Origin of the sequence: Candidatus Scalindua japonica (assembly GCF_002443295.1) — a bacterium.
Taxonomy (GTDB): domain Bacteria; phylum Planctomycetota; class Brocadiia; order Brocadiales; family Scalinduaceae; genus Scalindua; species Scalindua japonica.
The window spans coordinates 60586-81777 of record NZ_BAOS01000043.1 but is presented as its reverse complement, the minus strand read 5'-3'; the positions used below and the strand labels follow the sequence as shown (position 1 = coordinate 81777).

The window sequence follows — 21192 nt, the reverse complement described above, 5'->3', positions numbered from 1 at the left end:
TTATGATTCCTGTTGAATTTACTAATGATAATGGAGAAACTATTCTTTTCCACCAAACTAAACCAAAAGTCTCAATGCCTGATAATGAAATTATCCTTGTAAGTATCATTCTCTTTCAATATGAGGAAATTTAGACTCTCGTTAACAATTATTGAATTTCCTATACGTCAAGTTATGTCATCTCAGGAATAGCATGCGTAAAGAGTGTGATACCTGAACATGTTTCTCATATACTTACCCTCGCATATTTGTATCCAGAAACTTGCGAAAATGACATCTTTGGAACAATACATGAAACAAGCAATAATCTAACCAGGCAATGCTGTTTAAGCACATACTTACAAAATACAACGTGAAACAATAACACCACTATTTGTCATTCCCGAATGCCTTTATCGGGAATCCAGCTCTCTGCAATATCATTCCAATCAGGATTAACCCGTTCAACTAGCTCCAACTTCCATTTTCTATTCCACTTCTTTAACTGTTTTTCTCTTTGTAGTGCCGTATAAATATCATTTGTCTCTTTATAATAGACAAGAGAATGAACCTTATATTTTTTGGTAAAACCCCCCAACTAGATCGTTTTTGTGTTCATAGATTCGCCGTTCAAGATTATTAGTCACTCCGATATAAAGTGTTCCATTTCGCTTACCGGCAAGGATGTATACATAATAGGTGTTTGCCATATAAATATGCCCTTGAAATATTCAGTTTATAATTACTTCCAATATTTTATTAGCTCTCAGTAGTATTCGATCAGGTTCTTACACTTACCAATTTTGTCATCTCAGGAATAGCATGCGTGAAGACTGTCATACCTGAACATGTTTCTGATATACTTGCTCTCGCATATTTGTATCCAGGAACTTGTAAAAATGACATTTTTGGGACAATACATGAAACAAGCAACAATCTAACCAGACAATGCTGTTTAAGCACATACTTACAAAATACAACGTGAAACAATAATACCACTATTTGTCATTCCCGAATGCCTTTATCGGGAATCCAGCTCTCCGCAACAGCATACCAATCAGGATTACCTCTCTCCATAATCAAATAAGCAAGGCACATTTCCAATAGTAACTTCACACCTCCTGACCTCGGTACAAAGCCCAATTAGCCCTAACACTTCAAGAATATGTAGCTTATGGCCTTAAAAGCGGTTAAAGTAATAAGCATACTGGTGATTTGGAAAAGAGACTGAAAACAGGAAGGAGTCCCTCTTATGCCACAAATGCTTTTACCTATATTTACGACTGAAGTAACTTTAATAAACCCACTTATTGGTTTTGCCAAAAGGGACGGACGTGTCTATTATTTTAATGGTCAGATGCCAATCTTTGTACACGATGAAGGAGATTTGAATTCATTTAAGATGTTTATGGCACAGCTTTTTGTAACAGGCAATGCGACACAGTCTGAGATTAATAAAGTCTTTGGGTTAAACCCGATCAATATGAAACGCTGGTCAAAGAGATATCGAGAGGGTGGGCCGGGAGCTTTTTATCAAAGAGAAATAAAACGAACACCACGAGTGATGACACCTGAGGTAATAGACACAGCACAAGCATTGCTCGATGAGGCACATACCGGTAAGGAAGTAGCTGAAAAATTGGGATTGAAGGCTAATACATTATACAAAGCGATCCGGGAAGGGAAATTGCGTCAGAATAATGATTTAAAAAAAAAGTAGAAAGTCCAAGTAATAAAAGCCAGAGAAGCAAAGAAGATAGAGAAGCGGTATTAGGGCAAGGATGTACACGGCTACAGGAGCGTATTAGCGCAAGCATTGGAGAATTAGCAGAGGCAACAACGTGTTTTGAAAAAGCCAGTGATGTTACAAATGGAGGAGTTCTTTTTGCGTTACCGGCACTTTTAGCAAATGGATTATTAAAGCATACCAAGAAGTATTTTTCACTTCCCAAAGGTTATTACAACCTGCAACATATATTTATCACATTAGCCTTTGCCGCGTTGCTGAGAATAAAGAATATTGAATCTCTACAGTACCATAGTCCCGGTGAGCTGGGAAAGGTGGTTGGCCTTGATCGAGGTGGCAGAGGTAAAGACTATGCGTGAAAAGCTTGGTATATTGGGCAAAGCAGAATAATGCGCAGCAATGGAATAGTGAGTTGTCAAAAGAGTGGATGGGGTCTGCAGGTGTGATAGCCGGGTTGTTGTATGTTGACGGCAGAGTAAGAGTTTATCATGGAAAAAAGACAAAACTGCCTAAAAGGTTTGTAACACGTGAAAAGCTTTGTTTAAGGGGAATGAGCGATTACTGGGTTAATGATGCTATTGGTCAGCCGTATTTTGTGGTTAGCAGCGCTCATAATAAAGGGTTGCTGTCGATATTGAAGACCGAGATCATACCGAAACTCCTCAAAGAAGTCCCCAACCAACCTACTGAATCAGAGCTTACAAGAAACCCACAATTATCAAGATTTTCAGTTATCTTTGATAGAGAGGGTTATAGTCCTGAGTTTTTCAAGCAGATGTGGGAAGAGCAACGTATCTCGTATTATACATACAGGAAATATGCGGGTAAGGATTGGCCAGAAGAGATGTTTAAAGAAGAGGAGGTTAAATTGCATAATGGTGAGGTAGTGCGAATGATGCTTGCGGAGAAGATGACAAAGCTGTCAAAGAAAGTTAATGTAAGAGAGATTCGCAGGTTGACTCAAAGTGGTCATCAGACGGCAATAATCACAACGGATTTTATCCCTGACATGGCGGTGATAGCGGGTACAATGTTCGCCAGATGGTCACAGGAGAACTTTTTCAAATACATGCGTGAACACTTTGGGATTGATAGACTTATCGAGTATGGTACAGCTCCTGTTGATGAGACAGTGAAGGTGGTAAACCCTGCTTATAGAGATATTGAGAGTAGGATAAGAAGTGTAAGCCAGAAGCTTGGAAAGAGGGTGTCTGAATTTGGGCAAATAACCTTGGAACTCGAAGACAAAAACATTACAGAAGAAGATGAAGAGATGAAAAAGTATGTAATAAAAAAATCACAATTGCAGGAAGTAATTGAATTGTATAGAAATGAGGTGGCAGGTTTAAAGGAACAACGCAAACAGATAGAGAAGAGTATTGAGATTGGAGAGTTGCCGGAGTGCGAGCAATATAGTAGTTTAACAAATGAAAAGAAGCATATTGTGGATACAATAAAGATGATAGATTATAGAGCAGAGACAGCTATGGCAACAATGATCGAGCCAAAACTATCACAGAGGAAGACAACAAGGGTGTTGTTACGGCAGATATTTTCGACAGAAGTAGACATTGAACCAGACATAGAAAACAAGATATTAAATGTATCACTTCATAGTCTAAGCAATGAGAGGTCAAACAAAATAGCACTTAAACTTTGCAAGCAACTCAATGAAATAGAAACAGTTTTTCCTGGCACAGAAATGCGGCTTGTTTACAAATTGGTCTCCTTGTAAAGTCACCGAAGTCAGGATGTGTGAATTTATTGATACCGGATTCCCGATAGGCTTGTCCTCATAAAATGGTGAGAAATTCAGGAATGACAGATGGTGAAATCATATTGGGCATGTTGGATATATCCTGGTCTCTGACTTACCATGTTTCGGGACACAAGAGACCTGGGTACTATGTTCAAGGGCACGCGTTCGTTCCCCTACGGGTCAGAAACTTTACAATAAAACGCTCTTATTTAATTTTCTGTGTTTCACCATCATTTATTGCCTGCAATTGGAACTGCCGCTGTAATTTCGTCCTCAGTCAGATAGCAGGCCGGGTCCGCTGCGAAGGAATCGCCGCAAATTTCGTCTGCCCTGGAGCCGCATCCCCTGCAAAGATCTTTATACAAACATCTCCCACACCTGCCTTTGAGATAATGCGTTTTATCCCTCAACTTAGTAAGAACCTCGTTTCCTTTATCAAAACAGATGTCGCTTAGTTTATTCTCCCGAATATTGCCAATCGTCCGGCCCTTCCAGTATGGGCAAAGGTGTACACCACCCCGGTAGTCCACATTAACAATTCTGTCTCCTGCCGGACATCCGCCCTGCCTGGTAAGGAGTTTTTTTATCTCAGCAGCAAGCTCCGGTTCGTTTTCCGCAACACGTTTCATCAGGTAAACGCCATCGTCATATAATTGTTCGGTAACAACTTCCATCTCCGGGTTCTCCATCGCGTAATCAATAAGAGAGTCGATGATTTTACGTCTTTCTTCTTTAACGGTCTTCCAGTCTCTTTCTCCAAAATGCTGACAAACCGCGAATCTTTTCAGTCCCGCATTTTCAATAGCCTTGATTATGGAAGGCATCCGGGATAGATTGAAGTCTCCAATTGTAATCCTCACACCACATCCCACACCTGCATTTCTGAGGTACTCCATCACAGGAGAAGCTTTCTCCAACCCTGCAATAACGTCCATATTTCCACCTATCTGAGAAAACCCGTCCATATCAATTCCTACATAAGAAATACCGGACTCCGCAATTTCCCTGGCAATGCCCTCTGTTATTAGAGCGGCATTGCTGGATAAAATAACTCTCAGTCCTTTATTATGAGCGTGTCCTGCAAGTTTGAAAAAATCATCCCTGGTTAAGGGCTCGCCCCCGTAGACAGAAATCATAGGGACCTTTATTAACGCCATCTGGTCTATAAACGCTAAAGCTTCCTGCATAGTCAGCTCATCACTCTCCGCCTCAAGAGCTGAGTCGAGATGGCATATATCACAGGAAAAATTGCACTTACGGGTAATATTCCAGGCAACCATGGGAGTTTTAACATTTGCGTACCTGATGAGATGTTTTGGCACCTCATCAGCCCTTTTGTTGTGGTGTTTTTTAACATCCCTGGCCGTCTCCCTTACCTTGAGCAACCGGCTGAAGTTAATCATGCCGTAGCTCCTCATGCACCGGTTTATGAATTTCCTCTTCGGTTAAGTAGCAGCTCGGATCAGGGGTGCAAAAGTCATCATAAACCGCGAGGGCCCTGGCCCTTGAGCCGCCCCTGCAGATTTCCAGAAACCTGCATTCAGCGCACTTGCCACGAAACAGACTTTCCCTGTTTCTGAGTTTCCAAAGAAATTCATTATCACTGTTCCAGATTTCTTTAAAACTTCTCTCCCTGATATTCCCCAGTTTAGCCTTCAGGTGTTGACTGGCATAAACATTACCTAGTTCGTCTATATATGCGAGTTTTTCCCCGCAACCTTCTCCACCGTTACGCAGAAAGTGTTCATACACTGATTTTGCTTTTTGTGGGTCTTCTTTCAAAACTTTCATGTAAATATAAGCGGCATCAGCATAGTTTCCAACAGTGAGAACTTCGAGGTCGTGGTTGCAGCTATTTATCTCAACAGTTTTTCTGAACAAGTCATCTACGGCCCGGCGTCGTTCATCAGGCGACAAGTCGTTATTCATTAGTTCTATCCCCCGTCCCGCATATTCAAGATGATAAACGCAGAGACGATGAAAACCTTCCTTAACCAGTAATTCCATAATCTGTGGAAGTTCATGGCAGTTGTTCCGGGTTATGGTGAACCTCAGACCTGTTTTTATCCCTGCATCGCGGAGGTTGCGCATTCCCTGAAGAGCATTGTTATAAGCATCTCTACTACCCCTGAAGTAGTTGTTCGTCTCGGCAAGGCCATCCAGGCTGACACCAACATAACCAATGCCGGCATCTGCCGCATTTGATGCTATCTGCGGGGTTACTACAGTACCATTGGAAGAGGCTATGATCATCAATCCTATTTCCCTGGCATAACGTCCCAATTCGAAAACATCCGCCCGTAAAAAAGGCTCACCACCGGAAAGTATCATAAATGGAGAGCCACAGTCTGCCAGTTCATCAAGCATTTTTTTTGCTTCATCAGTCGAGAGTTCACCAACAGAGGCAGTGTTACCTCCGGAATAACAGTGCATACAGTTCAAATTACACCTTTTCGTCGTACACCACACCACAACCGGGGCAGTACCTTCCTTTCGCTTGTGGCGAAGGGCCTTGTTTTCAAGCGTCTCCGATACCAGTATTCTGCTAACTTCTATCACCTGGAAATCCTAAGTTAAAGTGATTAAAAAAGTCTAATTTATGAATGTTGTACTTCATGGGATGCGGAAAACATGGACAAACAGGAAGAGTGCTTGTCCATGGCACCCCGGTTGTGAATGTTTCTGTCTATGCTGAGTTTATTACCTGAATTTACCGGGTGTTAAGCAATCTGACCTTTTCTCCGCTAATCTCCTCCTCGGTCAGGTAGCAGGCGGGGTCTTCGCCAAAAGGGTCGCCGCAAGCAACCTCTGCTCTGACTCTACATCCCTTACAAAGGTGATTAAGTTTGCACCTGCCACACTTGTCTTTGAGATAACGCGTTTTGTCCCTCATCCTGGCAAGGATCTCTATTTCTTCGTCAAACCAGATTTCGCTGAACTTCCTTTCCCGAATGTTGCCTATTGTCCGGCTCTGCCAATATGGGCAGAGATGCACATCTCCCCGATTGTCTATATTCGCAAGCCCGTCACCTGCGGGACAGCCGCTCTGCATGGAAAGGAGTTTCTCTACCTCAGCAGCACGTTCAGGCTCGTGTTCTGCTACATCCTGCAGCAGATAAATACCATCGGCATAATTATCGGCGGTAACAATGTTCATGCCGTTGCTTTCCCTGGCCTCCTTTATTACGTAGTCCATTACCTCTCTCCTCTGATCGTTGAAGATGTCCCAGTCAATAATCTCCTTACCTCTCCCCCCGTACACGAGCTGAAAGAGTGAGAATCTTGGTATTTTTTCGCTCCTGGTCACCTCAAGGACCTTGGATAACTCATTGTAATTCTGATTGGTAATGGCAAATCTTACGCCTGTTTTTACCCCGGCCTCCATGAGATATCTCAATCCCTGAATCGATTTCTCAAATGCCCCTTCGGCACCCCGAAATTTATCATGAACTTTTTCTGTACCATCCAGGCTGACTCCTACATAGGCGAAGCCGGCCTCCTTAATCTTCTTCGCTGCTTCTCTGGTAATAAGTGTACTATTGGTCGATAGTATAGTTCTGAGCCCCTGTTTCATAGCATACACGTTAAGATCATATAGATCGTCCCGCAGCAGTGGTTCTCCGCCGGAAAAAACCAGCATGGGTGATTTGATCGCCACCAGATCATCGATCATGTCTATCGCTTCTCTGGTAGTAAGCTCTCCATTATCAGGTTCTTCCTCTTCTCCAACCGCGTTAATATAACAATGAGAACAGCTCAGATTGCACTTCCTGGTTGTATTCCAAACTACCATGGGAGAGGATGTTTTAGAGAAACGAAGCATCCATTTTGGCGTCTCATTCTTTACTGCCGAATATCTTTTTATCTCGTTCAGTGTTTCTGTGCTTTGTAAAAGCTTCGTACAATTTATCATCTAACACCGCGTCTTTCAATCTTGAGAAAACAAAGAATAAAAGAGGCACGGACAAACAAAATTTACCCGTGCCTTCCTATAACCTACTAAAACAACCTGTTAATACAAATCATGCACTGTGTTATACACATTGAACTTACCTGTAGGGGTGAGAAGGTTAGGAATCCTCGTTTTTACTTCCAAGGTCTTGTCGTCCATTACCACTATCTCACCTGCCTTACCCTTCTCAGCATCGCCCAAATTACCCCAGATACTTATCCAGACTTCGTCTCCAGCTTTATTATACTCCATGTGCACTGCCTTACCATAGTCCGCAAGTTTTATTTCCTTGAAAACACCTGCTGCCATATTTGCCTTATCATATACAGCAACAGTGGTTCGATACTTCGATTTCTTACTGAGTGGAGTATCAAGCCAGACCCATTTACTATTCGGATGGGTCTTTATAAACAGGTTGCCAGAGCTAAGCGATTTTATTGTTCTGACTACTTTCCACGCACTATCCGGATGATTCTCCGGGTCCGTACCTATCACTGACACCACACTATCACCAATGTGCCCGGAAGCCCAGACCGGACCAAACTCAGGATCAACCCAGTTTGCCCCTCTTCCCGGATGCGGCTTAATGCCTCCCGTCTCGACAAGGGCAGCAAGTTTCTTTTCCTTGGCATCTATTACGGCTATTTTGTTCCTTGCGTTCGCAGCTACAAGGAAGTATCGTTTGGTTGAATCCCAGCCTCCGTCATGCAGGAAACGCTCTGCCTCAATCATTTTAATTCCCGGATTGCTTGGGCTTGAATAATCTACAAGCCATACCTGTCCGGTTTCCTTAATATTCAATACCCATTCAGGCGCGAAGTGTGACGCAACAATACTGGCCACACGAGGCTCTGGATGAAACTCTTCTGTGTCGTATGTAAAACCGAGAGTGCTCACAATTTTAATAGGCTCAAGAGTGGCACCGTCCAGTATCACAAACTGAGGCGGCCAGTATCCGCCCACCACAGCCAGCTTGTCTTCATAGCCTTTGAATTTGCTCACATCGATGGATCTCGCATCAAGCGAACATCTGATCTCTGCAACTGTATCAGGCTTTTTCATCCAGAGGTCTATCATAGTTGCCTTGCCATCCCTGCCTATGGAATAGACGTATCTTCCTGACATTGACATCCTGACAATGTGTACCGCATAACCTGAATCAATCGTGCTCACTACTTCTTTGGTGTCACCATCAATAATTGCTATCTGACCGGCATCGCGCAGAATAACGGCAAACATATTATCAACATCTCGATCGTGCTCCGGTTTAGTTGGGCGTTCTTCCGGTGGAATTATCACTTTCCAACTGCCTTTAACCTTCTTCATATCCCACTGAGGCGGAACAGGTGGTTCGTTCTGAATATACTTTACCAGGAGATCTGTCTCTTCCCTGGTAATAGTACCCATTTTCCCCCAACCAGGCATTCCACCACCAGTCCCAAACCATATGAAATCTCTGAGCTTTTTATTTCCCTTTCGTTTCATTTGATTTGGTGTCAGATCCGGCCCAGTGGCCCCTTTTCTTAAAACACCGTGACAACCAGCACAGCGATCAAAATAAATCACCCTGCATTTTTCAAACTCTTCAGGAGTCAGGACAAACTCCGTCTCCGATGCGACCTCTGTAGCAGCTTTTGTCACCTTCTCTACAACTTTTTTTAACTCCTTGACAACCGGGTTTGGCTTAGCTGCCTCCTCATTGGCTTCCACCTGTGTACCACCTGCCATAAAAGCAACGACTAACATTAATGCAATTAACAATTCTCGCATAACTTTCACCTCCATGAAATTGGCTTTGATAAAATCATTTTTTCGCTAGAGTCTGCACTTTCCCTTTTGTCTTTAATTCCTTTTCAGCAAAAATAGAACTGCACACATCAATTGGACCAACTGAAACTACTATCATCTAAATTTCTTTTTCAACAAATTTAACTAAAACATCTTCCATCAATGAAAGATTTTACACTCCTCCCTTCATAGTCACAGTATCATAGTTTCTAAAAAAGAAAAAATATTATATTAATTTATAAACTACGTTTTATAGACTTATCAGTATAAACGATATTAAATACCTGTAATCCCAACGCATTCACTATACAAGGCATCATTTGATCGGGTCAACTGCCACCAATGACCTGTTATGTAAATATTCCCCAATAACATATTGTAAGAACTACCATGAAATGATTTCATAAATGATACTGTATTTTATATTACTATCTGAATTATATAAAATACGCCACACATTTAAAAGGATTGAATTTGTATAAGTGAGCAAAATATATACCGTTTACAAGGCAAGCTGTCGAGACAACCCAAGTTTCTGCATCCCATAGACATATGCAAATTTTCTCTATAAAAAACAAGCAACTTGATTATCACTTCTTTTCTTTCTTTTGACAATCTGTAAATTCATATTGTAATTCAGGAAAAAAAGAACAATTTATCGGAATTTAACAGGTTACACAGAAGTACTTAATTCACAAAGACCCATATATTGCTTATCAAGGAACCAACCATGGATTACAAAATTATCAAAATACTTTTTCCAGAACTCTCTGTTAAAAACAACCTTTCCTCTTTTAATCCACCTTTTCAGTTTCCTTCTTTGACTGCTCAATAATTGGCGGAACAAGGTGCGATGGAACAACATCATAATGCGAAAACTCCATCGTATAAGAACCCCTGCCACCTGTCATTGATTTCAGTTCGGTTTCGTAGTTTTTAATCTCCTCCATAGGAATGCTTGCCTGAACAACCTGAAGGTCTCCAAAAGAGTCCATACCCTGCACCCGACCTCTCCTGGAAGAGAGATTACCTGTAATATCACCCATAAACTCAGAAGGAATAGTTACCTGTATGTTAACCACAGGTTCCAGTAAAACGGGTTTCGCATCGTTAAATGCGAGCTGAAATGCCTTTGATGCCGCGATCTTAAATGCAGCTTCGGAAGAGTCAACATTATGAAAAGTACCGTCGTATAGTTCAACTTTGACGTCTACTATCGGATTATTACTCAGGATCCCCTTTGCTATTGTTTCCCTTAACCCCTTTTCCACCGCCGGAATATATTGAGAAGGTATTGCTCCACCAACAATCTTACTTACATATTCAAAACCGCCACCCCTCTCCAGAGGTTCTATACGCAAATATACCTCTCCGTACTGCCCCTTGCCCCCCGTCTGCTTTTTATGTTTATATTGTGCGCTTGCTTTTGTAGTAATCGTCTCTTTATGAGGGATTTTTGGTTGTCGCGACTCTACATCAATGTCATAACGGCTCTTTAATCTACTAAGGATAACATCCAGGTGTAGATTACTCATCCCCGTAACAACTAATTCATGCGTTTGAACATCTCTCGACACCTTAAATGTACTGTCTTCAGCCACCAACCTGTTTAGAGTCTCACTTATCTTTTGTTCCGCCCCGCGGCTTTTAGGTTCAATAGCCAGAGAAGCCATTGGTTTCGGAAATTTGATATCATCAAACTTCACGATAGCATCAGGATCACATAATGTGTCTGAAACCGATATATCTTCGATTTTTGATATTGTAACAATGTCACCCGGTATCGATCTTTCTATTTCCTGCTGCTCTTTTCCGAAAGTCCTGAACATATGTCCAATTTTTTCATTCTTCTTTGAACGTGTGTTATAGATTTCAGGATGGCCTTCCAGAACGCCTGAATATATTCTAAAAAAACTAAGTTTGCCAACGAATGGATCTGTAATAGACTTAAACACCTGCGCGCTGAAAGGAGCACTTTTTGAAACCTCTATCTCCTTTTCCTCTTCTGATACTTCACCCCCACTCACACTCGAGCACTTACAAGTCAAACATTTTTCCGGAGAAGGTGTATATTCCGCAATCACATCTACAATACCCTCGACACCAATCCCCTCCTTGTTCTCGCAACATAAAACAGGCACAATACTACCTGAAGCAATTGCCGTACTCAAACATCCCTGAAGTGTTTCCAGTTTTATTTCCTTTCCGTCTAAATACTGTTCCAATTGTTCATCACATACTGACACAATACCTTCTACCAGCTTCTCACGGTTCTCAACAACATCACCAATCACTCCATCCGGAACTTCATCAGACTGGTTTAATATATCCACCACTCCTTTGAAGTCAGGCCCATGTCCTATAGGTAACATTAACGGAAGACACTCTTCTCCAAACGAACTTTGAATAGAATCAAGAAGTGCAGGAAAGTCAATATTTTCACCATCCATCTTTGTAATTACGACTACCCTGGCAAGTCCTTCATCACTGGCAATATCCCACATTTTCTGTGTGTTTACCTGTATACCACTTGTTGCGGCAACTACTACCACTGCAGTTTCTACTGCATTTAAAGCACCTATTGCACCACCTATAAAATCCGGATACCCGGGCGTATCAATTACATTAATCTCTTTACCATGCCAATTACAATGAAGTACTGAAGAATCAATGGTGGTCTTTCTCTCTTTTTCTTCCGAATCAAAATCGGACACAGAAGTGCCATCATCAACGCTACCTAAACGGGTGGTAGCTCCTGCCTTAAACAGAATACCTTCAATCAGAGAAGTCTTTCCCGACGCACCATGCCCAACAAATGCCACGTTTCTAATATCTTTCGTTTCATATTGCCCCATTGTCGCCTCCTTAGAGAGTTCACTATTATCAATTCCTACAATTTATAATTCACCAAAATTCCTGAGAATTGCCAATCCGTATTGCTGACTCTTCTCAGGATGAAATTGCGTTGCAAATATATTGTCAATTGATATCATGGATACAAATGCGGCGCCATAGTCTGTTTCCGTAGCAACAACATCCTTTCTGTCAGGAACCACAAAATAAGAGTGTACAAAGTACATATATGGATCAGCCGGTAAACCTTTTAAAAGAGGCACTTCCTTTCTGGCCTGTATTGTATTCCAGCCCATATGAGGTATTTTCAGTCTCTGGTTATTTACAACAGGCAACCCGCCAAATACCTCTTTCTGCCCGTTCTCATTATTTACATTCAACCTGTCAGCGTTAAACCTGACTACCTCACCGGAAATTATATCCAGACCTTCATGTACTCCATCCTCATAACTTCTTGAAAAAAGCAGGTGAAGCCCAAGACAGATCCCCAGAAAGAGTTTGTTTTGTTTTATATGGCTTCTTATCGGCCCAATTAAATTTCTTTCCTGTAAACCATCTATCGCGTCCTTAAAGGCCCCAACACCCGGCAATACAATTTTATCAGCGTTTTCTATAATTTCAGCTTTATCAGTTACAACAGCATCAAAGCCGACCTTTTCAAACGCCTTCCCTACACTCCGCAAATTACCCATTCCATAGTCAATTATAGCTATCATCATTTTGATAATACAACAATCTCCACCCGTCGGTTTTTCTTTTTACCGCTCTTATTTTTATTGCTGGCCACAGGTTGATACTTTCCGAAACCTGCAAGATATAGTTTCTGAGGGTCCAAATGACAAGTATCTATCAGGTAATGAAGCACCGTCGCAGCCCTCTTTGCGGAAAGTTCCCAATTGGAATTATAGACTTGTTTTGTGCGCTTAATTGGATCACTATCCGTATGCCCCTCAATCCTGATAGTCTCATTTGGAAAATCTTTTTTAATGACAGAACATACTTTAGTTAAACTAGTTTTTGCAGATTCCTTCAGCTTAGTCTGTCCTGAATTAAATAAAACAGAAGACGGCATGACTACGGAAATATGCCCGTCCTTAACCTTTACACTTGCACCCGTCCCTCCCAGTCTTTGTGACATGCTTCGTCTTGTATTTTCCAGCCTGTTTTTTTCTGCAATCAGTCTTGCATTTTCTCCCTTACTTGCAGAGAATTGACTACTCAAACTATTATTTTGACTACTTAACCTGTTGTTTTCATTTTGTAACTCATCTATTCTCTGAGTCATCAAGGTTTTTTCTTCCCGGAGACTCGTCAACTCCGCACATCCTGCAAAAAGCACGATCAACGACAAAAAGAAACATTTTACAAATCCTGACTTTAAACTCATAAACACCTCCATTCTCTAAAATTAATATCTCATATTTAATAAATGTCGGTAAGAAACCAGACCTACGAGGGAAAAAATGATGTTATTGCATGGCGGGTTTCCCCGCCTGAATAGCGAAGTCTGGCAGGTTACTCGCTGACTTTGAAATTCCCACGCATTAGAATAAATATAAAAAAAGGTTTATATAAACATCCAGATAATTATCAATAATATCAGCAGAAATATCTTTAAACAGTAAACATATGAATGCTGCCAGTGATAAAAACGGACCATAGGGAATCATCTTACCCTTCTTCGAAATAAGCCTGGGTATACCAAACAATAATCCAAATAAAGGGGCTAAAAAAAATGTTGCAACACCTAGTTTCCATCCTAAAAAACCACCTATAACACCCATAAGCTTTACATCACCAAAACCCATCGCATCCTTTTTTAATACCAGTTTACCTATAACACCACAAAGGAAAATCATTCCTCCGGAAACAAAAATCCCTATCATAGATACCTGCAGCGAGTTCATCCATTGGTTGGCACTATTATCAAAAAACCCCAATGCACTATTCAAATTAAGACACCCCGTACACAGAAGACCTGCTATCGGGGCCAGGATCAACCCTGTATACGTAATTTCATTTGGTATGATATAAAACTTGAAATCTATAAACGAACCAACAATAAGAAGGCAGCAAAAGATCAGGTAAAAGATATAAGCACAAATCAAACCGCCTTTTACTATTAGAACACTATGGAATAGCAAAAGGAATACAACACCTGTTATCACCTCTATTATAGGATATAATGCTGAAATCTTATGCTGACAATGTCTGCATTTACCTCTGAGAAACAGATAGCTTAAAACAGGAATATTATCATACCATATTATACGTTTACTACAATTAACGCATTTAGAACCCGGCCACAACAATGAGGTCCTATCGGGGATTCTACAAATACAAACATTTAAGAAACTTCCGATAACGAGCCCAATGCCGAAAACCCATATTTGAATTATAATTCCCTGTAAACTTAAGTATTCCACTTTCTGAATTGTGTGTTATATTAATAAAACGTTATTCCGTTTTCAAGGAGAAATATCTTTGAGCTCAAGCTCTATATTCTCACCATTCATCATATTATTATTGTTATACAGCCGGTTTGTCTCTTTCCTGTATGGATGCCTGAGTACATATGCAATTGAACAATTTCCATTGTTTTGCTTAAGGACATCTATTTTATCCCCCAATCCAAACCCGACTGTTTTGAATGAAACGTCTCCTTGTCGAACATAGAAACCCAAATGTTTACCATTGACTCCAAAACGACGTATTTGGCCGACAGCCTTTACATTCCTGGTAGCAAACACAGGAACCTGATTACCTTCTCCATGGGGAAACAGACATTGCATTTCTTTGAATAAAGAATTCGAAATTGACGACAATCTAACCTCCATGTCTATATTCAGCGTAGGGGACAACCATTCCCCCTGCATCTGCTCTGCTGAAACTGCATTGAATATTTCCCTGAATACAGAAATATCCTTTTTTAATATTCTTAATCCCGCAGCTTGCGCATGTCCTCCAAATGATATCAGTAGCTTCCTGTCTGAGAAATATTCCTGGCATTTTACCAGTGCGTTATATAGATTGAAATCAGGTACAGATCGAGCAGACCCGTGCCCCATCTCACCATCAATCGCAATTATAATAACCGGCCTGTAGAATTCTGATGCAAGCCTGGATGCAACGACACCGACAACTCCCTGATGCCAGCCGTCATCAGATATTATTATTGCCATTTCCGAATTGACATCCACATCATTTAATATCATCTTCCTTGCCGATATTAATATTTCACTTTGTATTTTTTGCCTTCTCTTATTTTCGCTTTCCAGATATTCAGCAAGTTCCTTTGCTTCATTTTCGCACTTTGCAGTCAACAACTCTACACCTTTTTTTGCATTTCCCACTCTACCGGCAGCATTAATTCTTGGCCCTAAATTAAAGCCTACATGATTTGAATGAATTGTTTTGTCTTTTAGCCCCGCAATCTCTTTTAATGCTTTAATTCCGGGATTGCTAGAATTTTCCAGAGAACTAAGACCGTATTTTGCTAATATCCTGTTTTCCTGTTTTAAAGGGACTACATCTGCAATTGTACCTAGAGCGGTTAACCCTATCGCATCCATCAGAAAATCTCTAAACTCAATCGCAACCTTCTTATTCGGTGTTTCTGACTGACGCTCCTTTTTATGTCCATTCATATCATCAGGACGGACCGTGGAATGGTCAGTACGAGTAGAAGCCATTTGTCCTAATGCCCATGCAAGCATAAAAGCGACTCCAACACCGGCAAGCTCTCTGAAAGGATAATTTGATGTTATCAGTTTAGGGTTAATAAGTCCGAAAGCATCATCACAGCCACAAGACACCGGGTTCACTGCGTCAGCATTTTTTCCACTATCAGGCGATTTGTCACCTGGCTCATGGTGGTCAGTGATTATAAGATCAATACCTTTTCGTCTGGCAACTTTAGCCTCATCAAAAGAATTAACACCACAATCAACCGTGATAATAACCTTTGTTCCCATTTCGCTTAACTTCTCGATTGCCTCAACACTTAAACCATAGCCCTCTTCTAAACGATCAGGTATGTAATAATCTATTGTTGATTCATGATTCCAATATAATCCGGAAAGTGTCTCAAGACACTGCACCATCAATGCTGTAGCAGAAATACCATCAACATCATAATCACCATACACTGTGATTTTTTCACCCTTGCTTAATGCATCAATAATCCTCTCGCTTGATTTTTTAATATCAGGCAATAACATTGGATCACTAAGCAGAGACAACTTTGATTGTAAAAATATTTCTGCAGATTGTATATCCGTCAGACCACGGTTAATCAACAATTGAGATAATAATGGAGATATACGCAGCGCGTTAGAAATCTTTGTTTGAAGATTTATATCCAGGGGTGGGAATATCCATTTCTTTTGAAACAATTCTTGAACGGTCATTCGCTTTATAAAAGATTAAGAGAGTCTAAAGTGAACTAAAAGTAGCGACAAAAGTGTGAAGAAAGTTAAAGAGCCTAAAGTTATAGAGTGTTATTATTTACTTAACTTTAGTCACTTCAAACCCGGTAGCCTGTCCATCTTCCTCATTCAGGTGGGAGGACAGGCTACTCTATGATCCAAAAAGAACATCATTCATCTTTTCAACAAACGCTTGATTAGAATAATTTGCTTCTGAACAGGGGTTTACTATGTAAAACGGCACATCAAACCCAAAAGCATACATGTTTTCTATGCATTCGTTAATCTCTTCAGGGGTATGGATTTTTTGTGTATTAATAACAATAAAATCTATTTTATTAAGAAGTAATCTTGCTGATCTCTTAATTTTATCTAACGAGGGAGACACCACTAAAATCGAAACATCAGCACTTTGAACACGAAGAAAACTGTTGCCTTCAATTAACAGATTATGTTCTTTTTCAAAACAATCTAATGCCGCCTTAATTGCAGTTTTCTCTACATTTGCATCAGATTGGACCCAGACAACGTTAGAGGCTCCAGCCCGGAATAATTGATCAGTATCTTTTCCTTTCTCCCTTAAAATGCTATCACTTGTTACAATTTTAAAAGGCTCATATCCATCATCACACGTATGACAATCTGTGTGCCTGGGACAGGAGCCCTCGTGCCTTATTGTAATTTTTAAAGCGCTCCATGGGCGTTCCGCAAGAGATATGTCAGGTGTATGTTCAACCGTCCCATAAGAAGTTTTACCTGCGTGCTGCAAGACACGACTATACCTGCCTGTTTCCTCATTATTTTTATTAAATAATGGCGATTGAACAGATAGATTGCTTAAAATAAATGATGCGATAGTAGTCTTACCTACTCCACTTGACGTTCCCGCAACTACGATTTTTTTCATTTTATAAGAGCTTCATATTCGTTCATGAAATACCTGATTGTAGATAACACTGGATTTGGTGCTGTTTGTCCAAGTCCACAGAGAGAAGCAGTTTGTGTAACATGCGCCATTTCTTTTAAATCCTCTACATCGCCTCTGGTACCTTCACCTTTTGTTATCTTGATCAATTTGTCCAGCATCTTTTTAGTACCAACCCTGCAAGGCACACACTTACCACAAGATTCTTCCTGTACAAACTCCATAAAATATTTTGAGATATCAACCATTGATGTCTCATTGTCCATGACGATCAGACCACCAGACCCCATTATAGCGCCAACGTCCTTTACCGATTCATAATCTATTGGTAAATCCAGATGTTCTTCAGGAACACAACCGCCTGAAGGGCCTCCCATCTGTGCCGCCTTAAACCCATGACGACCCGGCACACCACCTCCTATATCAAAAACAATCTCTCTCAAGGTTGTTCCCATTGGCACCTCCACCAGACCGGTATTCTTTACCTTTCCTGCCAGTGCAAATATTTTGGTCCCCGCACCGTTCTTTGTACCAAGCTGTTTATACCATGTAGCGCCTTCAGCGATTATTATCGGTACATTAGCTAAGGTCTCTACGTTATTAATATTAGTTGGCATATTCCACAATCCGGAATTTGCGGGGAAAGGTGGACGAGGACGCGGCATTCCTCTTTTACCTTCAATTGAGGCAATCAGGGCGGTTTCTTCACCACAGACAAAAGCACCTGCTCCCATTTTAATTTCCAGATCAAAATTGAAACCGGAACCAAGAATATTATTACCCAGTAAATTCAGTTTTCTGGCCTGCGAAATCGCATTTCTAAGATGGTTGACTGCAATTGGATACTCAGCCCGAACGTAAACAAAACCTTTTTCAGAACCAATTGCGCGTGCGGCAATCAGCATCCCCTCAATGACTGCATGAGGGTCGCCCTCCAGAATGGCCCTATCCATAAATGCCCCTGGATCACCTTCATCGGCATTACATATTAAATACTTAGTATCACCTTGTGCCTTTCTACAAAACCCCCACTTAAGCCCAGTGGGAAAACCAGCACCTCCACGCCCTCTCAGACCCGCAGAAGTAATTACACTGATTATCTTTTCCGGATCAAGTTCAAAAAGAGCTTTTGCAAACGCATCATATCCTTTATTTTCTATATATTGCTCAATACTGTTTGGATCAATTATTCCACAATTTCTCAAGACAATCTTATTCTGTTTGCTATAAAATGGTATATCTTCCAGATAAGGTATTTTTTTACCGGCTTCGGCATAACATAGTTTCTTTATTACCTCACCCTTTAAAATTGTGTCGGATATAACATCAGGCACAATATCAACGGTAACCCTACCGTAAAAAATACTAGGTGCATCAGGAGGATCTATAGTCATAACCGGTGCCCTTGCACAGAGACCCTGACATCCTGTCTCAACAACCTCGACCTTGTTCTGTAATTTCTGTTTTTTAATCTGCTTACTGAACTCTGCATAAACTTCTTCAGCTCCCAGGGCCCTGCAGCCGGTCATGCAAATGGACACTTTGACCTTATCCTGCTTACGTTTCTTATCACTTGATTTCTTCATAGTAATAAGATCATCATACGAATTTAATTTTTTCAGCATTTTCTATCCCTAACTATTAGTTTGAATATCCTTTAACAATATCCGTCACTGTATCTGTCGTCAACTTACCAAAATATCTGTCATCTACCATCATTACAGGCGCAAGAAAGCATGTTCCTATGCAGGCAACTGTCTCAAGAGTGAATTGGTAATCTGACGTAGTCTGTCCTTCGACTACGTTTAAGTGCTCCTTTACTCTTTGTTTGACATCTTCCACTCCCTTAACATGGCAGGCAGTACCGGTACAAATTTTTACCGCATGCTTACCACGCGGTATCAGAGTAAATTGTGAATAAAATGTTGCAACTCCAAAGATCCTTGTTAATGGCACATCCGTTACCTTTGAAATCTCCTTCATTACAGATTTTGGCAAATATCCATATTCATCCTGAGTTTTCTGTAAAATTGCTATCAAGTTAGAATCATAATCATGGCTATATTCTGAAATTATCCTGGCCACAGGCTTTAAATTTACGGTTTTCTCTCCCACATCTCCTCCTTATTAAATCAGTACTTTCCCGCCAAAAGATACATTAGGCCGGCAGTCACTAGTTTAAATATTATTTTGCATCATAAAACATAAGCCACTTAATATCACGTACTGAATGTCCTGCGAATATAATTTATGGCATTCCTGAATATGGCAATCCCATCGCCTTCTGATTTCAATCCTTCCCTCGTCCACCTGGGATGCTGAGTTGGATCAATATGACGTTCAGGATGTGGCATCATGCCAAGAACCCTACCCGTAGAATCGCATACCCCTGCAATATTACTAGATGAACCATTAGGATTCCATGGATAGTTTGCTATATTACCATCTTTATCAACATATTTAAATACTATTTGCCTGGATTTATCAAGTTTATCTATATCTTCCCGGTTCCCTGCGACAAATTTACCTTCTGCGTGAGCTATTGGTACATATATTAAACTATCATCATCAACAAAAACAGACTTATTTGAAGATGATTTTAAATATACCCATCTATCCTCAAATTTGTTTGAATCATTGTAAGTCAAAGTATACCGTTGTTTATTACCGGTTAAATATGCCTCTTTTCCATTCACTCCGGGCAACAAACCCATTTTCATTAAAACCTGGAAACCATTACAGATACCGATTATCAGTTTACCATCGTCGATAAACCTTTTAAGTTCATCCAGTATATGATGTCTGATCTGATTTGCCAGGACCTTTCCTGCAGCAATATCATCCCCATAAGTAAACCCACCAGGCAAAACAAAGATATGATAAGGGCCCAAGAGGCCCTTTTCCTTTACTAATTGATTGACATGAACTAAATCAACATCAGCGCCTGCTTTTTCAAGTGCATACTGTGTTTCATAAGCACAATTTGTTCCTGCCGTACGAAGGATTAAAGCTCTGGGTTTATTATTATTTTTAACTTCCATCGTTATAATTTAGCCATTTCAGGTCCAGACATGACTCTCGGCAAAAACCGGGAGTATCTCCTCTCTTTCGAGAGGAGTCCGCAACTGGAATCCTCTCGAAAGAGAGGATGTTTATGCATTTAATATTTATATTTATAAATTATAAAGTAAGGGTTGCCTGATATTTATCCTTTCGTTCTGTATAATAGACATCTTTTTCATCTTCCCACGCTCGTCTTCCCAAGCATAAGTAGTACAAGGGCGAGAATTGAATAAGATAAGTCGTACACAAAAGAACTGAGTAATTATAATCATCTCATAAAGTAAATGCAAACCGTTTTAAAACTACATAATTCCCCATTATGACGCAATCTGTCTTTAAACCCTGCAAGGATTTCGTCACGGAATTTGTCAAGGAAGCCGCTTTTCTCTGACTTAATCAGTTTGGCGCTGATGTATTCGCTTTCGTCCAGTTCTTTCCGAGCTTTGCGAATGAGATCGTTTATAACATCGCTTTTATTACGAAACTCTTCTCTCTTAATTTGGGATTTAATCCATTCGTCATAGGGGGGGGTAAATGAAATACTTGTTCTGCTCATATTTTTAACCTCCAAAAAAGTGATGTAATTATTGTGTGAAAATGCAGCGTTATTTCACCTTTGTCAAGTGTCTTTTTTGTCTTTATTACTTAATAGGATATTTTGTATCAAAGTATGATAATCATATCTGTTTTTTTCTCTCA

The 21192-nt window shown here is 40.5% G+C and carries 16 protein-coding genes and 3 pseudogenes; 3 read left to right on the top strand and 16 right to left on the bottom strand.

Features of this window, described 5'->3' with window-relative positions:
• Positions 1-376: 376 nt before the first annotated feature.
• A pseudogene (locus tag SCALIN_RS24205) lies at positions 377-689 on the bottom strand (GIY-YIG nuclease family protein).
• A gap of 542 nt (positions 690-1231) precedes the next feature.
• Between SCALIN_RS24205 and SCALIN_RS20015 the strand changes: the two are divergent.
• The 3 genes and pseudogenes from SCALIN_RS20015 to SCALIN_RS20010 all read left to right on the top strand — a co-directional run bounded on the left by SCALIN_RS20015 (position 1232) and on the right by SCALIN_RS20010 (position 3461).
• Complete coding sequence (locus SCALIN_RS20015; protein ID WP_096896205.1) at positions 1232-1699, top strand: hypothetical protein; 468 nt, start codon at positions 1232-1234, stop codon at positions 1697-1699.
• Between the two features lie 65 nt (positions 1700-1764).
• Positions 1765-2085 (top strand): annotated as a pseudogene (locus tag SCALIN_RS24200) (putative transposase); the annotation flags it as partial.
• Positions 2082-3461, top strand: coding sequence for a putative transposase (locus SCALIN_RS20010; RefSeq protein WP_096896204.1), 1380 nt, complete (start codon positions 2082-2084; stop codon positions 3459-3461). The pseudogene SCALIN_RS24200 and the gene SCALIN_RS20010, both read left to right, overlap by 4 nt.
• 254 nt (positions 3462-3715) lie before the next feature.
• Here SCALIN_RS20010 and SCALIN_RS20005 read toward each other — a convergent pair whose 3' ends face one another.
• From SCALIN_RS20005 to SCALIN_RS19940, 15 genes and pseudogenes are all read right to left on the bottom strand, one after another.
• Positions 3716-4888 carry a radical SAM/SPASM domain-containing protein gene (locus tag SCALIN_RS20005; RefSeq protein ID WP_162532432.1) on the bottom strand — a complete coding sequence of 391 codons (1173 nt, stop codon included), beginning with the start codon at positions 4886-4888 and terminating at the stop codon, positions 3716-3718.
• Positions 4881-6044 carry a radical SAM/SPASM domain-containing protein gene (locus SCALIN_RS20000; RefSeq protein ID WP_133112096.1) on the bottom strand — a complete coding sequence of 388 codons (1164 nt, stop codon included), beginning with the start codon at positions 6042-6044 and terminating at the stop codon, positions 4881-4883. Before SCALIN_RS20000 ends, SCALIN_RS20005 begins: the two co-directional genes overlap by 8 nt.
• 151 nt (positions 6045-6195) lie before the next feature.
• On the bottom strand, positions 6196-7398 hold the full coding sequence (locus SCALIN_RS19995; RefSeq protein WP_096896201.1) for a radical SAM/SPASM domain-containing protein: 1203 nt from the start codon (positions 7396-7398) through the stop codon (positions 6196-6198).
• Positions 7399-7497: 99 nt separating this feature from the next.
• Complete coding sequence (locus SCALIN_RS19990; protein ID WP_203415591.1) at positions 7498-9207, bottom strand: cytochrome D1 domain-containing protein; 1710 nt, start codon at positions 9205-9207, stop codon at positions 7498-7500.
• A gap of 812 nt (positions 9208-10019) precedes the next feature.
• Positions 10020-12080, bottom strand: coding sequence for an elongation factor G (gene fusA / locus SCALIN_RS19985; protein ID WP_096896199.1), 2061 nt, complete (start codon positions 12078-12080; stop codon positions 10020-10022).
• A 42-nt stretch (positions 12081-12122) separates the two neighbouring features.
• Entirely contained in the window at positions 12123-12794 is a 672-nt protein-coding gene (hisH, locus tag SCALIN_RS19980) for an imidazole glycerol phosphate synthase subunit HisH (protein ID WP_096896212.1), read from the bottom strand.
• Entirely contained in the window at positions 12794-13465 is a 672-nt protein-coding gene (locus SCALIN_RS19975; RefSeq protein WP_162532431.1) for an OmpA/MotB family protein, read from the bottom strand. Before SCALIN_RS19975 ends, hisH begins: the two co-directional genes overlap by 1 nt.
• 157 nt (positions 13466-13622) lie before the next feature.
• Entirely contained in the window at positions 13623-14222 is a 600-nt protein-coding gene (locus SCALIN_RS19970; RefSeq protein WP_230406665.1) for a prepilin peptidase, read from the bottom strand.
• A pseudogene (locus SCALIN_RS24195) lies at positions 14223-14504 on the bottom strand (prepilin peptidase); the annotation flags it as partial.
• A gap of 42 nt (positions 14505-14546) precedes the next feature.
• Positions 14547-16487 carry a single-stranded-DNA-specific exonuclease RecJ gene (recJ, locus tag SCALIN_RS19965; protein ID WP_096896196.1) on the bottom strand — a complete coding sequence of 647 codons (1941 nt, stop codon included), beginning with the start codon at positions 16485-16487 and terminating at the stop codon, positions 14547-14549.
• Between the two features lie 169 nt (positions 16488-16656).
• Positions 16657-17412, bottom strand: a complete 756-nt coding sequence (locus SCALIN_RS19960) for a hypothetical protein (RefSeq protein ID WP_096896195.1) — start codon at positions 17410-17412, stop codon at positions 16657-16659.
• Positions 17409-19055 (bottom strand): NADH-quinone oxidoreductase subunit NuoF, encoded by a 1647-nt coding sequence (nuoF, locus tag SCALIN_RS19955; RefSeq protein ID WP_133112092.1) that lies wholly within the window; start codon positions 19053-19055, stop codon positions 17409-17411. The genes SCALIN_RS19960 and nuoF overlap by 4 nt, the downstream gene beginning before the upstream one ends.
• 16 nt (positions 19056-19071) lie before the next feature.
• On the bottom strand, positions 19072-19545 hold the full coding sequence (gene nuoE, locus SCALIN_RS19950) for an NADH-quinone oxidoreductase subunit NuoE (RefSeq protein WP_203415590.1): 474 nt from the start codon (positions 19543-19545) through the stop codon (positions 19072-19074).
• A 104-nt stretch (positions 19546-19649) separates the two neighbouring features.
• Complete coding sequence (gene purQ / locus SCALIN_RS19945; protein ID WP_096896194.1) at positions 19650-20471, bottom strand: phosphoribosylformylglycinamidine synthase I; 822 nt, start codon at positions 20469-20471, stop codon at positions 19650-19652.
• Between the two features lie 290 nt (positions 20472-20761).
• Positions 20762-21049 (bottom strand): ribbon-helix-helix domain-containing protein, encoded by a 288-nt coding sequence (locus SCALIN_RS19940; protein ID WP_096896193.1) that lies wholly within the window; start codon positions 21047-21049, stop codon positions 20762-20764.
• Positions 21050-21192 lie beyond the last annotated feature (143 nt).